The organism is Brevundimonas sp. GW821-FHT12E07 (assembly GCF_058807035.1).
The window spans coordinates 14,728-38,834 of record NZ_JBXAQH010000002.1; the positions used below are offsets into that span (position 1 = coordinate 14,728).

The 24,107-nt window shown below is 68.4% G+C and carries 22 protein-coding genes; 6 read left to right on the top strand and 16 right to left on the bottom strand.

Annotation, left to right across the window (positions count from 1 at the left end; translation table 11 throughout):
• Nucleotides 1-28: 28 nt before the first annotated feature.
• The gene (locus tag AC1ROD_RS08110) at nt 29-439 is read right to left on the bottom strand and encodes a hypothetical protein (RefSeq protein WP_492947766.1); all 411 of its coding nucleotides are present in this window, start codon (nt 437-439) and stop codon (nt 29-31) included.
• Nucleotides 440-526: 87 nt separating this feature from the next.
• The gene (locus tag AC1ROD_RS08115; RefSeq protein WP_492947767.1) at nt 527-1,324 is read right to left on the bottom strand and encodes a DUF4198 domain-containing protein; all 798 of its coding nucleotides are present in this window, start codon (nt 1,322-1,324) and stop codon (nt 527-529) included.
• A gap of 135 nt (nt 1,325-1,459) precedes the next feature.
• Here AC1ROD_RS08115 and AC1ROD_RS08120 point away from each other — a divergent pair, with 135 nt between their 5' ends.
• Both AC1ROD_RS08120 and AC1ROD_RS08125 read left to right on the top strand, forming a co-directional pair.
• Nucleotides 1,460-1,951, top strand: a complete 492-nt coding sequence (locus AC1ROD_RS08120; RefSeq protein ID WP_492947768.1) for a cupin domain-containing protein — start codon at nt 1,460-1,462, stop codon at nt 1,949-1,951.
• Nucleotides 1,952-1,981: 30 nt separating this feature from the next.
• Nucleotides 1,982-2,812: an AraC family transcriptional regulator gene (locus tag AC1ROD_RS08125; protein ID WP_492947769.1), complete on the top strand. Its 831-nt coding sequence runs from the start codon at nt 1,982-1,984 to the stop codon at nt 2,810-2,812.
• Here AC1ROD_RS08125 and AC1ROD_RS08130 read toward each other — a convergent pair.
• Both AC1ROD_RS08130 and AC1ROD_RS08135 read right to left on the bottom strand, forming a co-directional pair.
• A complete protein-coding gene (locus AC1ROD_RS08130; protein ID WP_492947770.1) occupies nt 2,809-3,069 on the bottom strand; it encodes a DUF2164 domain-containing protein in 261 nt (86 codons plus the stop codon). The genes AC1ROD_RS08125 and AC1ROD_RS08130 overlap by 4 nt on opposite strands.
• A 100-nt stretch (nt 3,070-3,169) precedes the next feature.
• A complete protein-coding gene (locus AC1ROD_RS08135) occupies nt 3,170-5,068 on the bottom strand; it encodes an ABC-F family ATP-binding cassette domain-containing protein (protein ID WP_492948423.1) in 1,899 nt (632 codons plus the stop codon).
• A gap of 149 nt (nt 5,069-5,217) precedes the next feature.
• Here AC1ROD_RS08135 and ndk point away from each other — a divergent pair, with 149 nt between their 5' ends.
• Both ndk and AC1ROD_RS08145 read left to right on the top strand, forming a co-directional pair.
• Nucleotides 5,218-5,637, top strand: a complete 420-nt coding sequence (gene ndk, locus AC1ROD_RS08140) for a nucleoside-diphosphate kinase (protein WP_207931719.1) — start codon at nt 5,218-5,220, stop codon at nt 5,635-5,637.
• Between the two features lie 126 nt (nt 5,638-5,763).
• Nucleotides 5,764-5,973, top strand: coding sequence for a YMGG-like glycine zipper-containing protein (locus AC1ROD_RS08145; RefSeq protein ID WP_492947771.1), 210 nt, complete (start codon nt 5,764-5,766; stop codon nt 5,971-5,973).
• A 122-nt stretch (nt 5,974-6,095) separates the two neighbouring features.
• Here AC1ROD_RS08145 and AC1ROD_RS08150 read toward each other — a convergent pair whose 3' ends face one another.
• The 4 genes from AC1ROD_RS08150 to purM all read right to left on the bottom strand — a co-directional run bounded on the left by AC1ROD_RS08150 (nt 6,096) and on the right by purM (nt 11,264).
• Nucleotides 6,096-8,141 carry a M13 family metallopeptidase gene (locus AC1ROD_RS08150; RefSeq protein ID WP_492947772.1) on the bottom strand — a complete coding sequence of 682 codons (2,046 nt, stop codon included), beginning with the start codon at nt 8,139-8,141 and terminating at the stop codon, nt 6,096-6,098.
• Between the two features lie 82 nt (nt 8,142-8,223).
• The gene (purN, locus tag AC1ROD_RS08155; protein ID WP_492947773.1) at nt 8,224-8,820 is read right to left on the bottom strand and encodes a phosphoribosylglycinamide formyltransferase; all 597 of its coding nucleotides are present in this window, start codon (nt 8,818-8,820) and stop codon (nt 8,224-8,226) included.
• Nucleotides 8,820-10,208, bottom strand: a complete 1,389-nt coding sequence (locus AC1ROD_RS08160; RefSeq protein ID WP_492947774.1) for a M28 family peptidase — start codon at nt 10,206-10,208, stop codon at nt 8,820-8,822. The genes purN and AC1ROD_RS08160 overlap by 1 nt, the downstream gene beginning before the upstream one ends.
• 24 nt (nt 10,209-10,232) lie before the next feature.
• Nucleotides 10,233-11,264: a phosphoribosylformylglycinamidine cyclo-ligase gene (gene purM / locus AC1ROD_RS08165; RefSeq protein WP_492947775.1), complete on the bottom strand. Its 1,032-nt coding sequence runs from the start codon at nt 11,262-11,264 to the stop codon at nt 10,233-10,235.
• A 78-nt stretch (nt 11,265-11,342) separates the two neighbouring features.
• Between purM and rnd the strand changes: the two genes are divergently transcribed.
• Entirely contained in the window at nt 11,343-12,491 is a 1,149-nt protein-coding gene (rnd, locus tag AC1ROD_RS08170) for a ribonuclease D (RefSeq protein WP_492947776.1), read from the top strand.
• A gap of 12 nt (nt 12,492-12,503) precedes the next feature.
• Here rnd and AC1ROD_RS08175 read toward each other — a convergent pair whose 3' ends face one another.
• The 5 genes from AC1ROD_RS08175 to AC1ROD_RS08195 all read right to left on the bottom strand — a co-directional run bounded on the left by AC1ROD_RS08175 (nt 12,504) and on the right by AC1ROD_RS08195 (nt 17,736).
• Complete coding sequence (locus AC1ROD_RS08175; protein ID WP_492947777.1) at nt 12,504-12,860, bottom strand: VOC family protein; 357 nt, start codon at nt 12,858-12,860, stop codon at nt 12,504-12,506.
• 45 nt (nt 12,861-12,905) lie between these two features.
• Nucleotides 12,906-14,393, bottom strand: a complete 1,488-nt coding sequence (locus AC1ROD_RS08180; protein ID WP_492947778.1) for a Ppx/GppA phosphatase family protein — start codon at nt 14,391-14,393, stop codon at nt 12,906-12,908.
• Between the two features lie 11 nt (nt 14,394-14,404).
• Complete coding sequence (locus AC1ROD_RS08185) at nt 14,405-16,621, bottom strand: RNA degradosome polyphosphate kinase (protein ID WP_492947779.1); 2,217 nt, start codon at nt 16,619-16,621, stop codon at nt 14,405-14,407.
• A 46-nt stretch (nt 16,622-16,667) separates the two neighbouring features.
• Nucleotides 16,668-17,351: a P-loop NTPase family protein gene (locus AC1ROD_RS08190; protein ID WP_492947780.1), complete on the bottom strand. Its 684-nt coding sequence runs from the start codon at nt 17,349-17,351 to the stop codon at nt 16,668-16,670.
• A gap of 97 nt (nt 17,352-17,448) precedes the next feature.
• The gene (locus AC1ROD_RS08195; protein WP_492947781.1) at nt 17,449-17,736 is read right to left on the bottom strand and encodes a YciI family protein; all 288 of its coding nucleotides are present in this window, start codon (nt 17,734-17,736) and stop codon (nt 17,449-17,451) included.
• A 162-nt stretch (nt 17,737-17,898) separates the two neighbouring features.
• On the opposite strand from AC1ROD_RS08195, the gene aspS reads away from it, so the two are divergent.
• On the top strand, nt 17,899-19,731 hold the full coding sequence (gene aspS, locus AC1ROD_RS08200) for an aspartate--tRNA ligase (RefSeq protein WP_492947782.1): 1,833 nt from the start codon (nt 17,899-17,901) through the stop codon (nt 19,729-19,731).
• Between the two features lie 76 nt (nt 19,732-19,807).
• Here the strand turns inward: aspS and AC1ROD_RS08205 are convergent, their stop codons facing one another.
• From AC1ROD_RS08205 to AC1ROD_RS08215, 3 genes are all read right to left on the bottom strand, one after another.
• A complete protein-coding gene (locus AC1ROD_RS08205) occupies nt 19,808-20,698 on the bottom strand; it encodes a pentapeptide repeat-containing protein (protein WP_492947783.1) in 891 nt (296 codons plus the stop codon).
• 62 nt (nt 20,699-20,760) lie between these two features.
• Nucleotides 20,761-21,297 (bottom strand): pentapeptide repeat-containing protein, encoded by a 537-nt coding sequence (locus tag AC1ROD_RS08210; protein WP_492947784.1) that lies wholly within the window; start codon nt 21,295-21,297, stop codon nt 20,761-20,763.
• Nucleotides 21,298-21,310: 13 nt separating this feature from the next.
• On the bottom strand, nt 21,311-24,067 hold the full coding sequence (locus AC1ROD_RS08215; RefSeq protein ID WP_492947785.1) for a TSCPD domain-containing protein: 2,757 nt from the start codon (nt 24,065-24,067) through the stop codon (nt 21,311-21,313).
• Between the last annotated feature and the right edge of the window lie 40 nt (nt 24,068-24,107).

The following is a 24,107-nucleotide window of genomic DNA, read 5'->3' on the forward strand; positions in this document are numbered from 1 at the left end:
GACAGCCCGTCGCTTTTCCGGCTGGTGATCAAGGCGCGGGCAGGGGCGTGAGCTCGATCTCGACCCCGCTGGTCAGGACGCTGGCGCCCTCGACCTTGGTTCCCATCTGGGCGATGGCCCGCGCGCCGCGCGCCAGCACCATGGTCGGATGGGCCAGATCGTCGCCATCGTGGTTCAGATACGCTTCCAGATGCAGGCGGCCGTCCTCGCCGTCGCCCTGTTCCGGCTGAAGGTCGGCGGTGAAGCTGTATTGTCCATCCGCGCCCGTCAGCAGGATTTCGGCCTGCCCGCCCTCGACGATGACCGTCCGCCCCGCAGCGACCTCGACCCCGTCGGACATCACCGAGACCTTGACCGTATAGCGGTCGGACGCCGTCTGGGCCGACGCGGCGCCGGCGACGAGCGAAAGGGCGGCGAGGGCGAAGAGGGCGGTGCGCATGGAATGCCTCCAGTCAGGGTTGCGTCCAGACTGGTGCGATTCGCGGGGCTCCGTCCGATCGAATGCCGACGTTCGTCGAGGGGGCGGTCAGCCCCCCTGGGCGGCGAAGGTCAGGCTGTGGCTGTAGCTGCGGAAACGGACGCCGGAGCCGGCGGGGGCCTCGGCGCGGTAGCGGACCAGGGTCATGTAGGCGCCCGGATCGCCGACGCGGACCGTGACCTTGCCCTCAGCGTCGCTGGTCAGCTCGGCCTCGACCTTCTTGCCGTCATAGAGACCGGCCTCGCGGTAGACGACCAGCGGGGTGTTCGCCAGCGGCTTGCCATCGAACAGGATCTGCAGTGTCTGGTCCTCGCCCGCGATGATGTCGCCGGGCTGCACCCAGGGCACGACCTCCAGACCGTGGCCTGAGGGTTCCAGCGCGTCTGCGGTGGGCTCGCCCTTCGTCACATAGACGTCGGCGGTAGTGATGCTCTGCACGGGCACGATCTCGGCGCCGGCGGGGGCGGGACCGTCCTCCTCGCCGACCATCTTCCAGCTGCCGTCGGCGGCCTTGTACATCTGGCCCATGCGGCCAGTGCGAGGCCCGGAGGAGATGCGGTAGGTCCCGTCCACGGGCGTTGCGGCCTCGAACACGGCCAGGTCGCGCAGATAGGTGACGGCGGTGATGGGGGTGTCGCCGTTGGGGCCCACGACGTGCCAGGCGTCGGAGCGCATCACCACCTCGGCGGCGAAGACATCCTCGGTGAAGCTGGCCTCGACCGTGACATGATCCCGTCCTGTGGCGTCCATGACGTTGGGCCGCACATAGGGGACGTGGGCGAGGGCCTGACCGGCCGTCAGGGCCATCAGGAAGCTGGTGAAGGCGGCGTTGCGCAGGGTCCGCATGGTCTGTCTCCGGTTCGGACAGGGGATTGCCTTAGATGCGAACGATTTGCAATGATGGAGCTGGCCGGGTGTCCGTTCCTTACCACCACCATCTGGAACCGCGTGCGAAGGTCCGGCTTCACATCGGAGCTTCCCATGACGACTTCATCGCAACCGAGCTTCTTCGTGGCCGCCGACACCGCCCGTTTCGACGAACGCACCGTCCTGTTCGGCTGCTGCCCCAACGACATCAAGATCTCCGCCAACGACACCGGCGGCCGGCTGGGGGTGTTCGAATATGCAGGCAAGATCCGGGGCGGACCGCCGGTCCACCTGCATGAGGATCAGGACGAGATCTATTTCGTTCAGGACGGCGAATATCTGTTCGAGGTCGGGGGGCAGCGCACCGTGGTGAAACCGGGCGGGGTGATCTTCCTGCCGCGCGGCGTGCCGCACGCCTTCGCCCAACTGAGCGAGACGGGCCGGATGCTGTTCATGTTCACCCCGGCGGGCGACATGGAGGACTATTTCCGCGCTCTTTCCCGATTGCAGGGGCCGCCTGCGCCCGATGTTGAGGCCGCCCTGTTCGCCGACCACGGGATGCGGCTGGTTGGCCCGCCGATCGATCCGGGTCATGCTGGCGTCTGATCCGGAGCGAGGCTGGCAGGAGGGCGCGCGATGATTGCCGAATTCCTGACCCTGCCGCCGCGTCCGGCGTTACGGGGCCGGGTGCGGCATCATCAGATCATCCGCTTCAGGTTCGCGGCGGGAGGAACCGCGCCGACCAAGCCCTACTGGCCCAGACCGGCGGCCGCCCTGGCCTTCTACCCGCGTGACCGGGAGACGCTCGTTGACGCCGATGGGGCGATCCTGATGGTCAAGCCACGCGCCGCCCTGATCGGCCAGCCGTCGGTGCTCGGGTATCGCCGGGGCGGTGCGGACTTCTGCGTCTATCAGATCGAATTCGAGCCCGGGGGGCTGCGCGTGCTGACCGGGGGATCGCTGGCGCCGCTGACGGACCAGACCCTGGATGCGGAGGCGGTGTTTCCTGATCTGCGCGAGACCGCGGACCGCATCGAGGACGCCCGCACCCCGCTCGAAATGATCGACATCGCCGAGACCTGGTTGCAGGACCGGTTCGATGGGGATCGGCCGGAGGCGGACGCGATCGACTGGGCCGCGTCGCGACTGATCGACGGGACGGCGCGGTCTCTGGATCGGTTGGCGGGGCAGGCGGGACTGAACCAGCGCACATTCCTGCGCGCCTTTCGCGACCGGCTGGGCGTCAGTCCCAGACTGTTTGGCCGCATCGCCCGGCTGGATCGGATCATCCGAGCCCGAAACGCTGATCCCGCGCTGGACTGGCTGACGCTGGCGATCGACGCCGGCTTTTATGACCACCAGCATATGGCCCGGGATTTTCGCGATCTCTGCCTGTCCAGTCCGACGGCCTTCCTCGCCGCCGAACAGGCCGCGCCGGAGCGGTTGTTCGGCATCGCCGAGCGCTAGCGCCCGCCGGTCTTCTGCTCCAGCCCGTAGATCTGGTCGGCGACGTCCTCGGCCTTGGCCGTGAACACCGCCTGGGCGTCGCGAAGGCCGCGGTTGTAGAAGAAGCTTCCGACCTCGCGGCCGAAGAAGGCGATCAGCATTTCGGCGGGCAGGGCGCCCAGCTCCTGATCCAGCTCGGTGTCGAAATACGCCTGCACCCGCCGAACCATGTCGCGCATCTCTTCCTTTGAGAATTCGATGGGTTCGGCGGGTTTCATGATCTGATCCTGCAACTACTCACGAGCGATATCGTGTCGCCCCCTCCGTCACGTCGCAAGCGCGACGCGCCTCCTCCCCAAGCTTCGCACGGGGAGGAGGTCAGCTGACCTCAGCCAGGGCTTCCTCGGCGGCGACCCAGGCGGCTTCGGCGGCGTCGAGGTCGGACTGGGTCCTGGCGCGGGCGCGGGAGAGGCCTTCCAGCGCCTTGGGATTGTTGACCGAGGCGTTGGCCATGTCGTCGTCGATGCGGGCGATCTCGGCGGTCAGCTGGCTCATCCGCTCCTCGGCCTTCTTCACAGCGTGACGCAGAGTCGAAGGCGAAGGTCCTGATTTCTTGTTGTTTCCCTTGCCGCCAGCGTTGCCGCCGCCTTGAGGCTGGGCCGCGGGCGTCGCCTCTTCCTTCTTGATCTGGCTGGGCCTGGCGATGGCGGCCTTGGCGCGGTCGAGGACGAATTTCGCATAGTCGTCCATGTCGCCTTCGAAGGGCTTCACCGTGCCGTCGGCAGCCAGCCACAGGCGGTCGGCGACCATCTCCATCAGCGAGCGGTCGTGGGTGATCAGGATGACGGCGCCGTTGTAGTCGTTCAGCGCGTCCAGCAGGGCGCGGCGGCTGTCGATGTCGAGGTGGTTGGTCGGTTCGTCGAGGATCAGGACGTGGGGCGCGTCCATGGCGACCATGTTGAGCAGCAGGCGCGCACGCTCGCCGCCCGACAGGCTGTCGACGGTCGTTTCCTGCTTCTCGAAGCCGAGACCGAATTGGGCGAGGCGCGAGCGGCGGCTGGATTCCGAAGCGTCCGGCATGGCCCGGCGGATGATTTCCAGCGGGGTGTCGGTCGGGTCCATGGCCTCGATCTGGTGCTGGTGGAACCAGCCGACCTTCATCTTGCGGTCGCGGTGCAACTCGCCGTCCGAGACGTTCAGGGCGCCGGCGATCATCTTGGCGAAGGTCGACTTGCCGGCGCCGTTGACGCCCAGCAGGCCGATGCGGTCGTCCAGGTCCATGCGCAGGTTCAGATTGCGCAGGATCGGCTTGCCGGTTTCATAGCCGACATTGGCGCGCTCCAGCCGGATCAGCGGCGGCGCCAGCGGACGCGGGGGCGAGGGCAGGGTGAAGGGGGCGACGCGCTCCTCGATGGTGGTCGCCACCGGCTGCATCTTCTCCAGCCGCTTCATGCGCGACTGGGCCTGGGCGGCCTTGGAGGCCTTGGCCTTGAAGCGGTCGACGAAGGCCTGCAGGTGAGCGCGCTCGGCGTCCTGCTTGGCCTTGGCCGACAGCTGGAGGCGGGCCTTCTCGGCGCGGGCCTTTTCGAACTGGTCGTAGTTGCCCGTGTAGAGGGTCAGGTTGTGGTTCGCGAGGTGCAGGATGTGGGTGCAGACCTCGTTCAGCATCTCCCGGTCGTGCGAGATGATCAGGGCCGTGTGCGGGTACTTCTTCAGCCGCGCCTCGAGCCACAGGGCGCCTTCGAGGTCGAGGTAGTTGGTCGGTTCGTCGAGCAGCAGCATGTCCGGCTCGGCGAACAGGGCCGCGGCCAGGGCCACGCGCATGCGCCAGCCGCCCGAGAACTCGGACATCGGGCGCTGCTGGTTCTCCTGATCGAAGCCGAGGCCGACGAGGATTTCGGCGGCGCGGGCCGGGGCGGCGTCGGCGTCGATCTCGATCAGCCGGGCCCAGATCTCGCCCATCTCCTCGGGCTCGGCGGTCTCCAGACGGCCCAGCAGGTCGTGACGCTCGACATCGGCCTCCAGGATGGTGTCGAGGACGCTGACCGGGGTCGCCGGGTGCTCCTGATCGACCGAGCCGATGCGGGCGGTCCTGGGCAGGCTGATCTCGTCGCCGTTGCCGGCCAGTTCGCCGAGGATCAGCTTGAACAGGGTCGACTTGCCGATGCCGTTGCGGCCCACAAGGCCGACCTTGGAGCCCGGCGGCAGGCTGACGGAGGCGTCGACGAGGAACTTACGGCCCCAGGCGCTGAACGTCAGGTCGGTGATCTGGAGCATGGTTTGGACGGACTTGAGCTGGGCGTCCTGCGACACACGCGAACGACCCTTTTGGGGGAGGGAGCCGGAAGCGGCGGGGACGCCTTGGAAATGACTGAGGGCGCGTCTATAAGCCCGCGACCCGAAACTCCCAAACAAGAAGTCTCACCATGACCGAACGCACCTTCTCGATCATCAAGCCCGACGCGACCCGCCGCAACCTGACCGGCGCCGTCAACGCCGTGATCGAAGGCGCCGGCCTGCGCATCGTCGCGCAACGTCGCATCAAGCTGACCGAGGCCCAGGCCAAGAAATTCTACGAAGTCCACGCCGAGCGCCCGTTCTACGGCGAGCTGGTGTCGCAAATGACCGCCGAGCCGGTCGTCGTTCAGGTGCTGGAAGGCCCGAACGCCGTCGCCGCCTACCGTGAAGTCATGGGCGCCACCAACCCGGAACAGGCCGCCGAAGGCACCATCCGCAAGCAGTTCGCCCTGTCGATCGGCGAAAACTCGGTCCACGGTTCGGACTCGCTGGAAAACGCCGGCATCGAGATCGCCCAGTTCTTCACCGACGACCAGATCGTCGGCTAAGGCTCTGGTTCCACGCCGGAAACGGCGCGGTATCTGACATTACGACCCTCGTCCGGGGAACCGGGCGGGGGTCGTTTCGTTTGTTCTCCACACGTCGTTCCCCCGAGACGTTCCGGAGATTTCACAATGAAGACCATCCTGAAGCTTACCCCCGTCGTCGCCATCGTCGGCCTGCTGGCCGCCTGTGGCTCCACCATGGAACAACGCGCCGCGACCGGCGCCCTGGGCGGCGCCGTCGCCGGTCAGGTGCTGGGCGGCAATACCACCGCCACCGTGGGCGGCGCCGTCGCCGGCGCGGCCGTGGGCGCGGCCACCACCCCCCGCCGCCCGCACTAAACATCAGGCGTACGCATGAAAACGGCCCCGGATCGCTCCGGGGCCGTTCTTCTTTTTGGGCTATCGGCCTTCGGCCTGCTTGAGCCCGGATGGCCGCTCGACTGGCGAAAGCCCGTTTGCGGCTACCAGATCACCGCCCGGTCGGCCGGGGCGATGTACTTCTCGTCGCCGGGTTTGACCCCGAAGGCGTCGTACCAGGCCTGGATGTTGCGGATCGGCACGGAGGCGCGGACTTCGGCGGGCGAATGGGGGTCGGTCGCCAGCTGCTGCTGGATGGCGGCTTCCCGCGCCTTCTCGCGCCAGACCTGGGCCCAGCCGAGGAAGAGGCGCTGATCGCCGGTCAGGCCGTTGATCACCGGCGCCGGCTGGCCGTGCAGGGCCAGGTGATAGGCGTCCAGCGCCATCAGCAGACCGCCGAAGTCGGCGATGTTCTCACCCATGGTGAGGTCGCCGTTCACATGCATGCCCGGGAGGGGGAAGGTGGCGTCGTATTCGGCGCCGAAGATCTTCGCCTGGGCCTCGAACTTCGTCGCGTCCTCGGCCGTCCACCAGTCGCGCAGCACGCCGTCGCCGTCGACCTTGCGGCCCTGGTCGTCGAAGCCGTGGGTGATCTCATGGCCGATGACCGCGCCGATGCCGCCGTAGTTGACGGCCATGTCGGCGTTCGGATCGAAGAAGGGCGCCTGCAGGATGGCGGCCGGGAAGACGATCTCGTTGCGCGGCGGGTTGTAGTAGGCATTGATGGTCTGGGGCGTCATGCCCCATTCCTTGGGGTTCACCGGCTTGCCCAGCTTGGCGACCTGGAAGGCCCATTCGAAAGCCCCGGCGCGCTCGGTGTTGCCGTACAGGTCGTCGTTGCGGATCACGAGACCGTCGTAGCTGCGCCACTCGTCGGGATAGCCGACCTTCACGCCGAAGTGGGCGATCTTGTAGAGCGCCTGCTCCTTGGTCTCGGGGCTCATCCACTCCAGGCGCTTGAGGCGCTCGGTCATGGCGGCCAGCAGGTTCTGGACCAAGGCTTCCATCGCCGTCTTGGACGAGGCGGGGAAGTGCAGGCGGACGTATTCCTTGCCGAGCGCCTCGCCCAGCGAACCGTTGACCGTGCGGACCGCCCGGTTCCAGCGTGGCCGGTTCTGGCCGACGCCGTTCAGCACCGTGCCGTGGAAGGCGAAGTTGGCGTCGACGAAGTCCTGCGACAGCACCGTCGCCGACTGATCGACGTAGTGGAAGGCCTCATAGGCCTTGAGGGTGTCGAGATCGGTCTCGGCGAAGATGCGGGCCAGTTCCGGGAAGGCGGTCTTTTCGCCCACGACGGTCTTGGCGGCGGCGGGCAGACCGGCGGCCGTGGCCCAGGTCGCCCAGTCGAAGCCCGGGGCGTAGGCCGCGATCTCGGTCAGGGTCATGGGATTGTAGGTGTCGTCGACCTCGCGGGACTGGGCGCGGGTCCAGGACTTTTCGGCGATCCGCGTCTCGAAGGCGACGATGTCGGCGGCGGCCTTTTCGGGATTGGCCCAGCCGACCTTGCCCAGCATCTGGGCGACATAGGCCTGGTAGGCCGTCTTCTTGTCGGCGAACGAGGCCTCCAGATAGTAGTCGCGGTCCGGCAGGCCGAGACCCGACTGGCCCAGATAGGCGGCGTTGGCGTCGGGCGATTTCAGGTCGGCATCGATATAGACGCCGAACAGGCTGCTGCCGGCCTTGCCGAAGCTGGCGCCCATCAGGCGGGCGATGTCGGTGCGGTCGTGGGCGGCGCGGATCTCGGCCAGCCCAACTTCCAGCGGCTTGGCGCCGAGGGCGTTGACGCGGGCCTCGTCCATATAGCTGGCGTAGAAGTCGCCGATGCGCTGGGCCTCGGGCGAGCTTTCCGGATGGGCGGCGCTGTTCTCGATGATCGCCTTCAGCTGCTCCTGGCTCTGGTCATAGAGGACGTCCCAGGGGCTCCACGACGGGCGGTCGGCCGGGATGGTGGTGGCGTCGATCCAGCCGCCCGAGGCGAAGCGGTTGAAGTCATTTCCGGGCTTGACCGAGGTGTCCATGGTCGCCGGGTCGAAGCCCCAGGTCCCGATGACGGCATGGCCGGTCGCCCCGGGCATGGTCTGGGCGAACGCGGGCGTGGACAAGGCCAGGGCGAGGGCCGCCGTGGCCAGGAGGGAAGCGTGTCGTTTCATGGAGACCCCATTTCGAATTTGGGGCGGAGACTGGTCCCGGCGAGGCATTTTGTCGCGGCGGAAACGCCTACATTACAAAAATCTAATGCAGGTCCCGGCAGAAGTCGGCCAGCACGCGCGGATAGAGCTGGTGCTCCGCCACATGGACCCGTTCGGCCAGCGACAGGGGCGTGTCGCCCGCGACGATCGGTACCCGGGCCTGACCCAGGATCGGGCCCTCGTCCACGCCGTCGGTGACGATGTGCAGACTGCAGCCGGCCTCGGCGTCGCCTGCCGCGATGGCCCGGGCGTGGGTGTCGAGACCCGGATAGAGGGGCAGGAGCGAGGGGTGGACGTTCAGCATCCGCCCCGCCCAGCGCGCCACCAGCCAAGGGGTCAGGATGCGCATATAGCCAGCCAGGGCCACGACCTGGACGCCTTCGGCCATCAGGACGGCGTTGACGACGCGTTCGTGGGCCTCGCGATCCTTGCCGAAGTCGCGGTGGTCGACGACGTCGGTGGCGATCCCCTTGGCCTGGGCGACATGAAGGCCGCCCGCGTCCGGCCTGTTGGAAACCACCAGGGCGATCTCATAGGGGCAGCCCTCGGCCCGGCTGGCGTCGATCAGGGCCGCCATGTTCGACCCGGCGCCGGAGATCAGGACGCCGACCTTCACCCGGCCGTTCGCAGCATCAGACATCAGGAGGCGGGCGCCGCCGGGGCGGGCGTTTCCGAGACGAAGGCGCCGGCCGGGCCGGGGAAGACCACCGGGCTCTCATAGCCGTCGGCCGAGACCGCCGAGACGCCGAAGAAATAGTCGTCGATCGGGATGTCCTTGAGAACCAGCTCGCTGGCCGACCCGGCCCAGCGGCTGTTCGTCCACTGCGGTGCGGTGGTCGTGCGCCACCAGACACGATAGCCGGCAGCGCCGGGCACGGCGGTCCATTTGACCGTGGTGTCGGGCGAGACGTTGCCGGAGATGGCGACGCCCGTCGGGACGGTCGGGGCCGAGGCCAGAGCCGCCATGGTCACGATGTTCAGCCGCGCCACCTGACCCAGATAGGCGAAGTCGACGCCGTCGATGGTGTCGCCATAGACGATGCCGTTCTCGGTGCGCAGGTCCTGGTGCTGGTGGTTATAGTTCTCGGCCCCCTCGGTGATGCGCACGGCGGGGAAGCCGGCCTTGAGCATCTCGACCTGATCGCCGCCGCGTCCGAAGCGGTCGGTGCGATAGATCATCTCGACGTCGAAATTGGTCAGGTAGCGGTCGGCGATGGAGTCCACGAACCGGGCGAGGTTGCGCGACGAGCTGTCCAGTTCGCCGCCGTTATAACGCCGGGTGGCGGCCTGTTCCGGGGTCTCGACCGTCTTGGTGCCTTCGGAGAAGACGCGGATGCGGGTCGTGTCGCGCACGCCCGACATGCCTTGCGAGTTGCCGACGATGTCGTTGTTCAGATTGGCCTCGACCACCCAGCCCTGCGCCTTGGCGTAGTCCGCCAGGATCTTGCCGCCCAGCAGGCCCTGTTCCTCGCCGGACAGGACGGCATAGACCAGGGTCGCCTCGAACTTCTGCTTCGACAGGACGCGGGCGGCCTCCAGCACGGCGGCGACGCCCGAAGCGTCGTCATTGGCGCCGGGGGCGTCGGCGGTGAAGTTCATGACGTCGGTGACGCGGCTGTCGATATGGCCCGAGATGACGATGACACGGTTCGGATCGCCGGTTCCGCGCTGGATGGCCAGGACATCGACGACCTCGGTGGGCGTCGGGACGCGGCGCCCGGTGACGGTGTCGGCGGGCAGGGCGATCTCGAGGCAGCCGCCGCAGTCGGCGCTCATGGCGCGGAACTGACGCTCGGTCCAGCGGCGGGCCGCGCCGATGCCGCGCGTCTCGGAGACGGTGTCGGACATCGTATGCCGGGTGCCGAAGCCGATCAGGCTGGTGATGTCGGCGCGCATCCGCTCGGGCTGGATCTGGCCCGCGATCTCACGCAGCAGCGGCTGCTCGGCCGCGACCGAGGTCTGGGCGTGAGCGGCAGCGGCGGGGAGGGCGAGGAGTGCGGCCGTTGCGGCCAGGATCAGGTTTCGCATCGGCGCCTCTTCGGAATGAATGAACTAGACCAGCTGTCCGCAGACGAAGGCCGTCTCTCCGGCCTCCAGCAGGCCTTCCAGCACCGTCTCGACGTTCTCCGGCGCGACGATGAGGATGAAGCCGACGCCGCAGTTGAAGGTGCGGCGCAGTTCATGGTCGGAGATGCCTCCGACCTCGCCCAGCCACTGGAAGACGGGCGGCACGGGCCAGGCGTCCCAGTCGAACTCGGCGCTCAGGCCCTCGGCGATGCAGCGCGGCGGGTTCTCGATCAGACCACCGCCGGTGATGTGGGCCGCGCCCTTGACCAGACCGGCCTTCATCAGCGGCAGGACCGGCTTGATGTAGATCCGGGTCGGCTCCATCAGGGCCTGGGCCAGCGAGCGGTCCCTGGCGAAGGGCGCGTCGTCGCCCCACGACAGGCCGGACTTCTCGACCACCTTGCGGATCAGGGAATAGCCGTTGGAGTGCGGGCCCGAGGACGCCAGGCCGATGATGACGTCCCCGGCGAACTGGCGGTCGAGGTACGGCAGGGCCTGGCCGCGCTCGACGGCGCCCAGGGAGAAGCCGGCCAGATCATAGTCGCCGCCCGCATACATGCCGGGCATTTCGGCCGTTTCGCCGCCCACGAGGGCACAGCCGGCCTGACGGCAGCCCTCGGCGATGCCGGCGACCACGCGGCGGGCCGCGTCGATCTCGAGCTTGCCGGTGGCGTAGTAGTCGAGGAACAGCAGGGGCTCGGCGCCCTGGGCCAGCAGGTCGTTGACGCACATGGCGACCAGATCGACGCCGACGCCGTCATGGCGGCCCGTCTCGATGGCGATCTTCAGCTTGGTGCCGACGCCGTCGGTGGTGGCGACGATCAGCGGATCCTCGAAACCGGCGGCCTTGAGGTCGAACAGGGCGCCGAATCCCCCCAGCGAAGCCTCGGCTCCGGGGCGGCGAGTCGACTTCGCCAAGGGCTTGATGGCGTCGACCAGCTGTTCGCCGGCGTCGATATCCACGCCCGCATCGGCGTAGGTCAGGCCGTTTTTCAGCGTTTCGGGGCTGTCAGTCATAGGTCGGGGGCCTGAATCAGTGCTGAAATGTGTTGCGGCTCTTGCCACAAAGGCGTCGCGCGGGGCTATAGCATCCGAATGACGCCAATCACCACCAATGACGCGCTCGTTGCATTCTGTGAGGCCGTAGCGCAGGCCCCGTTCATCGCCGTGGACACCGAGTTCATGCGCGAGACGACCTATTGGCCCAAGCTGTGCCTGATCCAGGCCGCGACCCCGACGCACGAAGCGATCATCGATCCGCTGGCGGACGGTCTGGACCTGACGCCCTTCCTGGACATCCTGCGCGACCCGGCCGTGATCAAGGTCTTCCACGCCGCGCGTCAGGACACCGAGATCTTCGTCAAGCTGGGCGCCATGCCCAAGCCGATGTTCGACACCCAGGTCGCCGCCATGGCCGCCGGGTTCGGCGATCAGGTCAGCTACGACTCGCTCGTGCGCCAGATGCTGAAGGTCGACCTCGACAAGGGCAGCCGCTTCACCGACTGGGCCCGGCGCCCGCTGTCCGAGGCCCAGCTGACCTACGCCATCGGCGACGTGACCCATCTGGCGGCCCTTTATCCCAAGCTGCGCGACCGGCTGGCCAAGGAAGGCCGTCTGGACTGGGTGACGTCCGAGATGGAGGATCTGGTCGATCCCGCCCTCTATGACACCACCCCCGACAACGCCTGGAAGCGTCTGCGGCCCAAGAAATATTCGGCCAAATACCTCGCGGCCTTCAAGGCGACGGCGGTGTGGCGGGAAACCGCGGCGCAGGAACGCGATCAGCCGCGCGGGCGCATCCTCAAGGACGAGGCCATCGACGAGATCGCCACCCAGGCCCCGACCGACATCGAGGCCTTCAACCGCCTGCGTTCGGTGCCCAAGGGCTTCGGCGGCTCGCGTCTGGGGCTCGAGCTGATCGAGGAGCTGAAGCGGGTCATGGCCGACCCCGAGGCCCATGCGCCCAAGCTGGATCGTCCGTCGCACAACCAGCCGGCCCCGCCGTCGGTGGTCGAGCTGCTCAAGGTCCTGCTCAAGGCCAAGAGCGACAATGCGGGCGTGGCTTCCAAGCTGATCGCCACCGTCGCCGATCTCGAGAAGATCGCCCTGTCGGACACCGCCGAGGTCGAGGCCCTGCACGGCTGGCGCCGTCAGCTGTTCGGCGAGGACGCCCTCAAGCTCAAGCGCGGCGAGATCGCCCTGGTCCTGAACGGCCCGCGGGTCGAGGTCGTCGAGATCGAGTAGGCCCGAAAGGGCCTACTTCACCGGTTCCCAGAGTTCGATCTGGTTGCCTTCGGGATCCTGGATGCGGGCGAAGCGACCGACCTCGGGGCTGTCCCATTCGGCCTTGGTGATGATGTCGATCCCGGCGGCGCGCAGGCTGGTCAGCAGGCCGTCGAGATCATCGACGCGGAAGTTGATCATGAACTGCTTCTCGGCCGGGAAGTAGTCGGTGTCGGCCTTGAACGGGGCGAAGACGGTCGGGCCGGCCTGCTGATCCCAGACGAACTGGCCCTCGGGCGCGCCGACGCCGAGATGCTCCAGATACCAGGCGCCCAGCGCCTTGGGATCCCTGGCCCTGAAGAACAATCCGCCGATGCCGGTGACCGCCATGGTCATCTCCCCCTGATTTCGCGGGGAGAATGATACCGGCGCTCGTCAGATGTCCAGCTTGAGCTTCATCGCCTCGGCCAGGGCCTTGGCGCGGCGGCGGGTCTGTTCGCCCAGCAGGACGTCGGCATAGCCTTCGGAGGCCGTCAGGCGCAGCAGACCGCGATCGACCGTGACCGAGGCGTTGGCCAGAAGCTGGGGCGAGCGGCCCGAAAGGTCGCAGCCGAGGCGCATGGCCAGACCCAGGGCGCGGGCGCGCTGGCGGGCGGGCTCCTCCAGCAGCTTCTCGACCACGTCGGGATCGGGCGTCGCCGCCGAGCCGCCGTAGCGGGCGTTGAGGACGCAGGCGAGGAAGACCCGTTCCGCATGGCTCTGGCCGGGGATCGGGGCGCGCAGGACCTGATCGAAGACCAGCTCCAGCCGGTGGTCGGGATGCAGTCGGGCGCCGAGGTCGGCCAGCTGGCAGGCTGCGGAGGCGAGAACCTCGTCGCGCTGTCTGCCGAACGCCGGGGGCAGGGCGGCGATGACGTCCCCGAGCCAGCCGCGCAGGGCGCCGGGCAGGGTGGGCGAGATGCCCTGACGACCGCCCAGGGCCGCGCAGCCGGCGATCAGCGGGTCCTCGGCGGCCTCGTCGCGATCCAGGGCCTCGAACAACAGGCCTTCGCGCAGGCCCCAGGCCGAGAAATGGATGGTCTTGAGCCCGAGCCGGTCGATCAGCCCCTCCAGCACCAGGGCGGAGTAGGGCAGGGTCTCGGCGCGCTTCTTGGACAGGCCGGGCAGGCGGTCCAGCGAGGCGCGCGACTGCTGCGCCACCAGCCGGGCCACGCCGCGGGCGTCCTCGGCGTTCATGGCATACTGGTGCACGATCCGGATCGGATAGCCGTTCATGGCCATGTGCAGCTGGGCCAGCGAGCGCCAGCCGCCGCCGACGGCGTGCAGGCTGTCGGTGGCGAAGGGTTTGGCCGCGGGCTTGAGCCGCTCGGCGATGGTCGCCCGCAGGCGACCGGTGTCGAAACCGGCGGGATCGGCCAGGCTGAACGGCCCCAGCGGCAGGGTGATGCCGGGTTTGAGCGTCTGGCCTTCCAGCCGGATCAGTTCGAGGCTGGAGCCGCCCATGTCGGCCGCGACGCCCTCGGCCGTCGGATCGCCCGCCAGCACGCCGAGGGCCGAATAGCGGGCCTCTTCCTCGCCCGACAGGACGCGGACCTGAAGGCCGGTCTCGGCGGCGACGCGGCTGCAGAACTCCGGACCGTCGATGGCCTCGCGCACAGCGGCGGTGGCGGCGACGTGGAGATAGGCGGGGCGCACCCCTTCCAGCACCGCCGCGAACCGGCGCAACGCCGTCAGAGCCATCTCGACGCCGTCGGGCGACAGCTTGCCGGTCGCGGGAAGGTCGCGGCCCAGACCCGCCAGAACCTTTTCGTTGAACACGGTCCAGATGGCGCGCCCCTCCAGCCGGTACAGGACCAGACGCACGGAGTTGGAGCCGATATCGACGACCGCCGCCTCACGCGGGGCGATGTAGGATTCGATCACTTAGGTCGGGCTCAACGCGAGGGACGCACGTAGCGCAGGGCTTCGGGCTTGTTCTTCACCTTGCGGCCGCGGCCCGAGAGGCTGGGGTTGGTCATGAAGTATTTGTGCGCCGAGAAGGGCCGTTCCGGATCGGCCGGGGTGACGCGCACATAGTTCCCGTCGGCGTCCAGTGTCCAGCTCTGGGCGTCGTCCTTGAGGTTGGCGACCATGATCTGGTCCAGCACCTGATCGTGGACGGTGGCGTTGCGGATGGGCGTCATCAGCTCGACCCGGCGATTGAGGTTCCGCTCCATCCAGTCGGCCGAGGAGATGAAGACCTTGGCCTTGTCGTGCGGCAGGTCGCGGCCGTTGGCGAAGCAGACGATGCGGCTGTGCTCCAGGAAGCGGCCGACGATCGACTTGACCCGGATGTTCTCCGAAAGGCCGGGCACGCCGGGGCGCAGGCAGCAGATGCCGCGCACCACCAGATCGATGCGCACGCCCCACTGGCTGGCGCGGTACAGGGCGTCGATGATCTCGGGATCGACGAGGGCGTTCAGCTTGACCCAGATGGCCGCGGGCTTGCCCATGACCGCCGCCGACATCTCCTTGCCGATCAGCTCGATCAGGGTCGCCTTCATATTGATGGGGGAGACGACCAGGGCCTCCAGCTCCTCCGGCTCTGCATAGCCGGTGATGTAGTTGAACACCCGGCCGGCGTCGCGGGCCAGGACCGGGTCGGAGCTGAACAGGCTGAGGTCGGTGTAAACCTTGGCCGTCACCGGGTGATAGTTGCCGGTGCCGAAGTGGCAGTAGGTCTTGAGGGCATCGCCCTCACGCCGGACCACGACGCTGACCTTGGCGTGGGTCTTGTACTCGACGAAGCCGAAGACGACGTGGACGCCCGCCCGCTCCATGGCCCGGGCCCAACGCAGGTTGGCCTCCTCGTCGAACCGGGCCTTGATCTCGACCAGGGCCACGACGTTCTTGCCGTTCTCTGCCGCCTCGATCAGGGCCGCGACGATCGGACTGTCCTTGGAGGTGCGATAAAGCGTCTGTTTGATCGCGATGACGTTGGGGTCGCGCGCGGCCTGACGCAGGAACTGCACCACCACGTCGAAGCTCTCGAACGGGTGGTGGATCAGGATGTCCTTCTCGCGCACGGCGGCGAAGACGTCGCCGCCCTGGTCGCGGACGCGCTCGGGATAGCGCGGCTCATAGCCGGGGAATTTCAGGTCCGGGTGACCGGGCGGGATCAGTTCGGACAGCTGGGCCAGACCCAGCATCCCCTGGACCATGACCACGTCCTGCGGCGCGGCCTTCAGCTCGGTGACGATGAAGTCGCGCAGATCGTCGGGGGTCGAGGCCTCGATCTTGACCCGCACCACCTCGCCGAGACGACGCTGCTTGAGCGCCTCCTCGTATTCGAGAACCAGATCCTCGGCCTCTTCCTCGATCTCGATGTCCGAGTCGCGGATCAGGCGGATCAGACCGCGCTCCAGCACTTCGCAGCCCGGGAACAGGTGGTCGATGAACAGCAGCAGCAGGCTTTCCAGCGTCACGAACCGGCGTCGGCCGGACTTGGAGCGCCCGTCGACCGGCAGCTCCCAGAAGCGGCGCACCTGGGTCGGGACGGGCACCAGGGCGTAGAGCACCCGGTTGTCGGCATGCCGGCGCAGCTTGAGCACCAGAGAGAAGCCGAGGTTGGGCAGGAAGGGGAAGGGGTGGGCCGGGTCGATGGCCAGGGGCGTCAGGACCGCGAACAGCTGGTTCAGGAACTCCGGCTCCAGCCGGTCGCGCTCGGTGCGGGTGATCTTGGCCGAGTGGATGACCTCGATGCCCGCCTCGGTCAGTTCCTTGCGCAGCTGGGCCCAGCGCGACTGCTGCTCGGCCATCAGCTCGCCGGCGGCCAGATTGACCTTTTCCAGCTGTTCCGCGGGCGTCAGGCCGTCGGAGGACAGCACCCGCACCCGCTCGCGCACCTGACCCTTCAGACCCGCCACCCGGGTCATGAAGAACTCATCCAGATTGTTGGCCGAGATCGACAGGAACCTCAGCCGCTCCAGCAGCGGGTGCGTGGGGTTGGCGGCTTCCTCCAGCACCCGGGCGTTGAACTTCAGCCAGCTGATCTCGCGGTTGAAGAACCGTTCGGGCGAGGCCATCAGCTCTTCGGACAGGGCCAGCTGCGGCGCGCGGGAAGAGGGAACCTCTTCTCCGGTGGTGGTGTCGGCAATCACGGCGTCGGACATGGATACAGGTTGTGGAGCGCGTTCATGACGGCTGCAACCTTGCTGTTCAGTTCTCTTCGTCGTCTTCGGAGCCGACCGCTTCCAGGACCTGGCGCGCCAAAGCCCGCGTCACCGGGCGGTGCTGCTCGTCCAGACGGGCGACGACGTCCTCGACGGCGGCGGCGGACCGGTCGATACGCCGCACCAGATAGTCGATGACTTCGTCGGTCGGGGTGATGCTGCGTTCGGCGAATCGGGCGCGCAGGATGGCGGCCAGGACGACGTCGTCGGGCTCCTCCATGGCTGTGACCCGGATCGAGTCGAGCCGCGAGCGCAGGTCGGGCACCTGGACCTTCCAGAAACGCGGCGAGGGGCGCGAGACCAGCAGCAGGGCGCCGCCGTCGGCCTGGGCCAGGTTGATCAGGTGGAACAGGGTCTCGTCGTCGGCGTCCTGGGCGATGTCCAGCAGGACCGGGCGGCCTTCCAGCTCCAGCGGATCGACATGGGCGGCCTCGGCGCCGTTCAGGGCCACGGCGCCGACCCGCTCGGCCCAGATCGACGCCAGATGGCTCTTGCCGCAGCCGGCGGGACCACAGATGGCCATCACCTGACCCGCCGCATCGGGCCAGCGCTCCAGCACCCGCACAGCCTCCTCGTTGGAGGCCGAACGCACGAAGGTCGACGCGCCCTGGGGCACGTCGCTCTGCAGCGGCAGGCGGAGTTGATCGGTCATGGCGAGACGTCCCGGCATGGTGTCATCCTACCACCCCGCGTCGGAAACGCAGTTAACTGGCGGGCGGCGGAAACGGGGGACATCGGGGACAAGACGGGTCGTCCTGTGGGTGGCTTCAGACGAAATCGGCCAGGGCGGGATTGATGCGGCCTGCCGCGAACTCGACGACACGGTAGTCGGCCAGGCCGTGGGCGGCGAAGGGATCTTCCCTCATGATGGCGGTGACCTCGTCCAGCGACTTGCCGCCGCGGGCGATCAGGAAGCCGCCGGTGCGCGGCACCTTGGGGCCGGTCAGGATCAGCAGGCCCTCGGCGATCCGCTCGTCCAGCCAGGCGCGGTGCTCGGCCGTCTTCGCCTCGATCTCTTCGATGGGGCGGGTGTAGGTGATCTCGATCAGGAACATCTGGGACTTCCGAGGGATTGGACGCCCGTTGATATGTGGATTCGCCGGCCTGTGGACAAGGTCGCAAGATCGGCTCCGACCTTGACTTTCGGGGGCGATGATGCGCCCTTCCGCGCCTTCCAATTCCCGCCGGTTTCCGGCCGATTCAGACGAAATTTCCCCATGCACGCCTATCGCTCCCACACCTGCGGCGCCCTCCGGTCTTCGGACGCGGGCGCCAATGTGCGTCTTTCGGGCTGGGTCCACCGCAAGCGCGACCTCGGCGGCCTGCTGTTCGTCGACCTGCGCGACCACTACGGCATCACCCAGCTGGTGCTGCACCCGTCGACCCCGGGTTTCGCGATCGTCGAGCGTCTGCGCGCCGAAAGCGTCATCAAGATCGACGGCGAGGCGGTCATGCGCGACCCCTCGACCGTGAACCCGCTTCTGCCGACCGGTGAGGTCGAGGTCCGCGTCGCCGGGCTGGAAGTCCTGTCGGAAGCCGCCGAACTGCCGATGCCGGTCTTCGGCGATCAGGAATATCCGGAAGAGATCCGGCTGCAGAACCGCTTCCTCGACCTGCGTCGGGAGCGTCTGCACAAGAACATCGTCCTGCGTTCGAAGGTCATTTCCTCGATCCGCCAGCGCATGGTCGGTCAGGGCTTCCTGGAGTACCAGACCCCGATCCTGACGGCCTCGTCGCCCGAAGGCGCACGCGACTTCCTGGTGCCTTCGCGTCTGCATCCGGGCAAGTTCTACGCCCTCCCGCAGGCCCCGCAGCAGTTCAAGCAACTGCTGATGGTCTCGGGCTTCGACCGCTATTTCCAGATCGCGCCCTGCTTCCGCGATGAAGACCTGCGCGCCGACCGTTCGCTGGAGTTCTACCAGCTCGACGTCGAGATGAGCTTCGTCACGCAAGAGGATGTTTTCGCGGCGATCGAGCCCGTCATGCACGGCGTCTTCGAGGAGTTCTCGAACGGCCTGCCGGTGTCGCCGATCGACGGCAAACATACCTTCACCAACGATTTCGGCGAGCAGTTCGAGCACGCCGGTTTCGAACGGCTGACCTTCGCCCAGTCGATGGCCTGGTACGGCACCGACAAGCCGGACACCCGCAACCCGATCAAGATGCAGGTGGTCTCGGATCACTTCCGCGACGGTGGCTTCGGCCTGTTCGCCAAGATCCTGGGCGCGGACGAGAAAAACGCCGTCTGGGCCATCCCGGCCCCGACCGGCGGCAGCCGCGCCTTCTGCGACCGCATGAACTCCTGGGCCCAGGGCGAGGGCCAGCCGGGCCTCGGCTATATCTTCTGGTCGGACGATCAGAACGCCTGGGGCGGCCCGATCGCCAAGAACCTGGGTCAGGAGCCGACCGAGGCCCTGATGACCTCGCTGGGGCTGGGCCAGGGCGACGCCGCCTTCTTCGTCGCCGGCCTGCCCACGACCTTCGCCAAGTTCGCGGGTCTGGCCCGCACGCGCGTCGGCACGGAGCTGAAGCTGGTCGCCGAAGACCAGTTCAAATTCTGCTGGATCGTCGACTTCCCGATGTTCGAATGGTCCGAGGAAGAGAAGAAGGTCGACTTCTCGCACAACCCGTTCTCGATGCCGCAGGGCGGTCTGGAGGCGCTGGAGACCCAGGATCCCCTGACCATCCGCGCCTACCAGTACGACATCGTCTGCAACGGCTATGAGCTGTGCTCGGGCGCGATCCGGAACCACAAGGCCGAGATCATGCTCAAGGCCTTCAACATCGCCGGCTATGACTCTTCGGTGGTCGAGGAGCAGTTCGGCGGCATGCTGAACGCCTTCCGGTACGGCGCGCCGCCGCACGGCGGTCTGGCGCCCGGCATCGACCGCATCGTCATGCTGCTGGCCGGTGAGACCGCCATCCGCGAGGTCATCGCCTTCCCGCTGAACCAGCAGGGCGAGGATCTGCTGATGAACGCCCCGACCGAGGCGCAGGAGCGTCAGCTGAAGGACGTCCACATCCGCACGGCCGTTCCGATCAAGATCTGACCGGAAGCGACGGTCTGAAAAAGAAAAAGGCGGCCTGCGAGGGCCGCCTTTTTTGTTGTCCGGGCTGTCCGCCGCCTCAGTCGTTCGAGGCGTAGTGGCGCACGGGCGGGGTCGGGACAGCCGGCGGACGCGGCGGGGCCGGCGGGCTCACACGCACAATGACCCGACTGCGGCAGTTACCGATCTGCAGGCCGCGCGGCAGGCGAGTGGCTTCGTCGGCGCAGGCCTCCGAGACCTGGTCCTGGGTCAGCCCGCTGGCGCGGGACAGATCGACGCCGCGAATATCGGTCCGGCGCAGGGAAGCCTCGGTGAAGTTGGCGCGGGCGAAATTGCCGTCCCGCAACCGGGCGCCGTCCAGGGTGGCTCCGCGGAAATTGGCGCCCGAGAAGTCGCCGGAGGTCATGTTCGAGGCCTGCATCTCGACATGCTGGAACGAGGCGTTGCGCGCGTTGACGTTGGCCAGGGTGGCGCCGAACATCTCGGCGCCGTCTAGGCGGGCGTCCTGCAGAACCGCGCTGTTCATATTGACGCCGTTCATTTCCGCCCCGGTCACGACGGCGCGGGCCATATTGGCGTTGGCGAAGACGCCGCCGGTGGCCTCAGCCCCGTTCATCGCCACATCGACGAAGACGGCGGAGGTGAAGTTGGCGCCGTTCAGCTCGGTGCCCGTCATATTGGCGCGGCTGAAATCGCTATTGGTGAAGTTGCCGCCCGTCAGCTCGGCGCCGCGCAGATTGGTTCCCACCAGGGTCGCGTTCATGAAGGTGGCGCCGGTCAGGGTCGCACCTGACAGGTTCCGGCCCGAGAAATCGCAGCGGTTGCAGGATCCGCCCAGGGTGACCGTGCGGGACACCCCGTCCTGAAGGCTGAAGCGGACCTCGGCGGCCGCCTGGGTCGCGCAGGCCACGGCGGCCATCCCGAGGGCGGCGGCGGAGGCGTTACGGATTAGTGCTGCGATCTGTTTCACATCGCCTCAATGAAGCGGAACCCCCTGAAAGCCTACTTAAATCGCGGTAACAGTCGGGCCGCTCAGCAGGCGGGAATATGCAGACCGCCGGGGAGCACAGTCGCTTCGTCGCCACAGGCCTGATTAAGTTGACGCTGGGTCAATCCGGTGGCCCGGGCGAGCTGGGCGCCCGAGAAGTTTGCGCCGGCCAGGGTCGCGCCCGCGAAGGACGCGCCTTCGAGATAGGCCCCGACGAAACTGGCGTTGGTTAGGTTGGCGCCCGAGAAGTTCGAGCTGGAGAAAACCGCCCCATAGGCCTCGATGTCGCGCATGTCGGTATTGGCGAAACGGGTGCGGTTCATGACCGCCAGGCTGAAGTCAGCCTGACGCAGGCGCGAGCCGGTCAGGTTCAGCCCGCGCTTCTCGAAGTTCGAGAAATCGCCCTGGAACAGGTTGCAGCCTCGGCAGTCGTGGCCCGAGCGAACGCTGGCGATCTGACCGGCGTTCTGGGCCAGAACCGGAGTAGCGACGGCCGCGACGGCGGCGATCAGGACGAGGGCGTTCTTCACGGACAGGCTCCGGACCGGCGAGGCCGGTTCTGTGATCTTTGAAAGACCCATACCGCAGAGGTGTTTACGATCCGTGGCCTGCGGTTTCCGCCGCGCCGCAGCTGTCGCAGACGCGGACCGCGCCACGCTGCTGCAGGGTGAAGTCGCCGCAGGCCGGGCAGGCGTCGGCGTTGGCGACCGAGACGACGCGGGGCTCCGGCTCACGCTTGCCGAAGGGCAGGACCACCAGATTGTCGGGCGCCGCGCCCCGGGCGAACCCCTTGGAGATGAAGTGGGCGGCGGGGACCAGTTCGTCGGCCTTGCCCGCGCCCAGACCGTCGGCGTCCAGCGGCTCGGCGTCGGCGTTGGCCAGTTCGGTCCGGTCCAGATAGGAGACTCCCAGCTCGCGGAAGATGTAGTCGAGGATCGAGGTCGCCGAGCCGACGCGGTCGTTGCCGGTGACCCGTCCGGCGGGCTCGAAGCGGGTGAAGACGAAGGCGTCCACGAACTCGTCCAGCGGCACGCCGTATTGAAGTCCGATGGAAATCGCGATCGCGAAGTTGTTCATCAGACTGCGGAAAGCGGCGCCTTCCTTGTGCATGTCGATGAAGATCTCGCCCAGCTCGCCGTCGTCGTATTCGCCGGTGTGGATATAGACCTTGTGGCCTCCGACGGCCGCCTTCTGGATATACCCCTTGCGGCGGTCGGGCAGTTTGCGGCGGGTGCGATCACGCTCGATCACGCGCTCGACGATCTTCTCGGTGGGCGGGGCCTCGGCGGCTTCCGGACGACGCGGCGCGGCCTCAAGCTCGGGCAGGTCGAGCAGTTGGCCCGAGGGCGCGGCGTCGGGCAGCAGACGCACCGCGCGACGGCCCTCGCTCGCGGCGGCGGCCAGCATGGCGGAGGCCTCGGCGGCGGTGGCGCGCCAGCTGATGGCGTCAGGCGTGACGTCGGGCGTATCGCTGAACGGCTCGATCGCGCGGCGCAGGTCGCGTTCGATCTCAGCAGGCGCGCGGTTCAGGATCTCGACGAGGGCGGCGGGGGCGTCGTCCCAGCCGGCCAGATCGGCATGGCCCAGGGCATAGGCCTCGGCGGCGGCGAGGGCCTCGGCGGACAGGCCCAGACGCGGCAGCAGGGGGCCGGCCCCCTCGATGCCCAGAACGTCGCGGACATAGCCGGGGTCCAGCACCAGCGGCCCGAAGGCGTCTTCCAGCCGCTCGACCTGGGCCAGGGCGATCTCGACCGATTCCAGCTCGGCGTCGGTGAAGCCGAGGCTCCGCAGGACCTCGTGGTCCACGCCCGGCGCCTCGACCAGGGTGCGGCGGCCCAGCAGGCGGCGCTCGGCGGCGGCGGCGTCCGTCTCGTCCATGGCGGCGATCAGGGCGGGCGACAGGTGGCGCTCCACGGCGCCGTCAGCGGTCTCGAACAGGGCGGCGTGGGCGAAGGCGGGCGAACCCAGTCTCAGACCCAGTTCGGCGTCGTCGACCAGCAGGGAGATGGAGCCGTGGCGGCGTCCGTCGCGCTTCATCGCCTTGCGGGCGGCGGCGGTCAGTTTCGCCGCATGGGCGGCCAGAGGCGTCGACTGGCGGGCGTCGGAGGCGGCCAGCAGGCCCTGACGGCGCTGCAGGGCGTCCAGCGCCTCTCCGGCCAGGGCCGGACCTTCGGGGCAGGGCCCCAGAGCTTCGGTCAGTTCGCAGGCGGTCAGGGCGGCGCTCGCCGAGACCACGCCGGCCACGGCGGCCAGCGCCGCCTGACCGGCCTCGTCCGGGACCAGTCCCTGGGCCAGCAGCCATTGGGCCGCGCCGGACAGGCCCAGGGCGACGGGGCGGATCGCCTGACGTCGGCGCGCCTGATCGACGGTGGCGGAGAAGCCGGAGGTCAGTTCGATCTCCAGCGCCGTGGTCCACAGCCGGGTCAGGGCCTCCAGCGCGGGGGCGAACCCGGAGGCGTCGTCCAGCGCCGCAAGCGCCGGCAGGTTCAGGGCGCAGGCCGCGGCCAGGGGCTGGTCCGCCACGGCCCGGGCGTCGGCGGCGTCGAAGGTCAGGATCAGGTCGCCGGTCAGGGCGGCGCGGCCCGCGAGGCCGGCCTCCGTGGCGGCGGCGAAGGGCGTGCGGTCCGCTACGGCGACGATCCGCTCGGCGGGCAGGGGCGGGAAGTCGATGACGATCCGCTCGCCGTCGATGGCGCGCAGGATGTCGAGATCGCTCGCCCCGGCGCGGCGGGCGGCGGCGGCGGCGCGGGCGAGGGCGGGGTTGCGGGCTGGATCGCCGCAGTCGGCGCGCGACCCTTCGCAGCGGTCCACGGCGTCGGCGACGGCGGACAGGGCGCGGGCGGCGGCCTCTGCGGCGCGCTCGGCCAGTTTCGCGGCGCGGCGCGCGTCCAGAGCCGTGGTCAGGGTTTTGAGGTCCGTGGCCTCTTCCAGATCCAGCACCGTCGCGGCGGGCGGTGCGCCGATGCTGGCGGGCAGGCGCACCCCGTCCTTGAGGCCCCGGGCGGGAGCGGCGAGGCCCAGCAGGACGCTGGCGGTCAGCTCCTCGGCGAAGGTGCGGGCGTCGGCGGCCCCGGCGAAGACGCCCGTGGACCGGCCCCAGACGGCCAGCCGCCCGGCCCAGCCCGAAATCCGCCCGCCCAGCACCTCGAGTCCCAGGGTGACCGTCTCAGCCGCCATGCCGGTGGGCAGGTCCTGGGGCAGGCCGTCGGCCCAGTCCATCCAGGCCTCGACCCGGGCGTCGGACCAGCCGTCCGGCGCGATCATCTCGACCACCGAATCGCTGCGCTCGACCCAGCGAGGGCCGGTCGCGATCAGGCTCGCGGGCTCGATGAAGCGGGAGGCGAAGCGCATGCGGGTCTCTTTCCGCCGAAAGGTTCCCCAGACTAGGCAG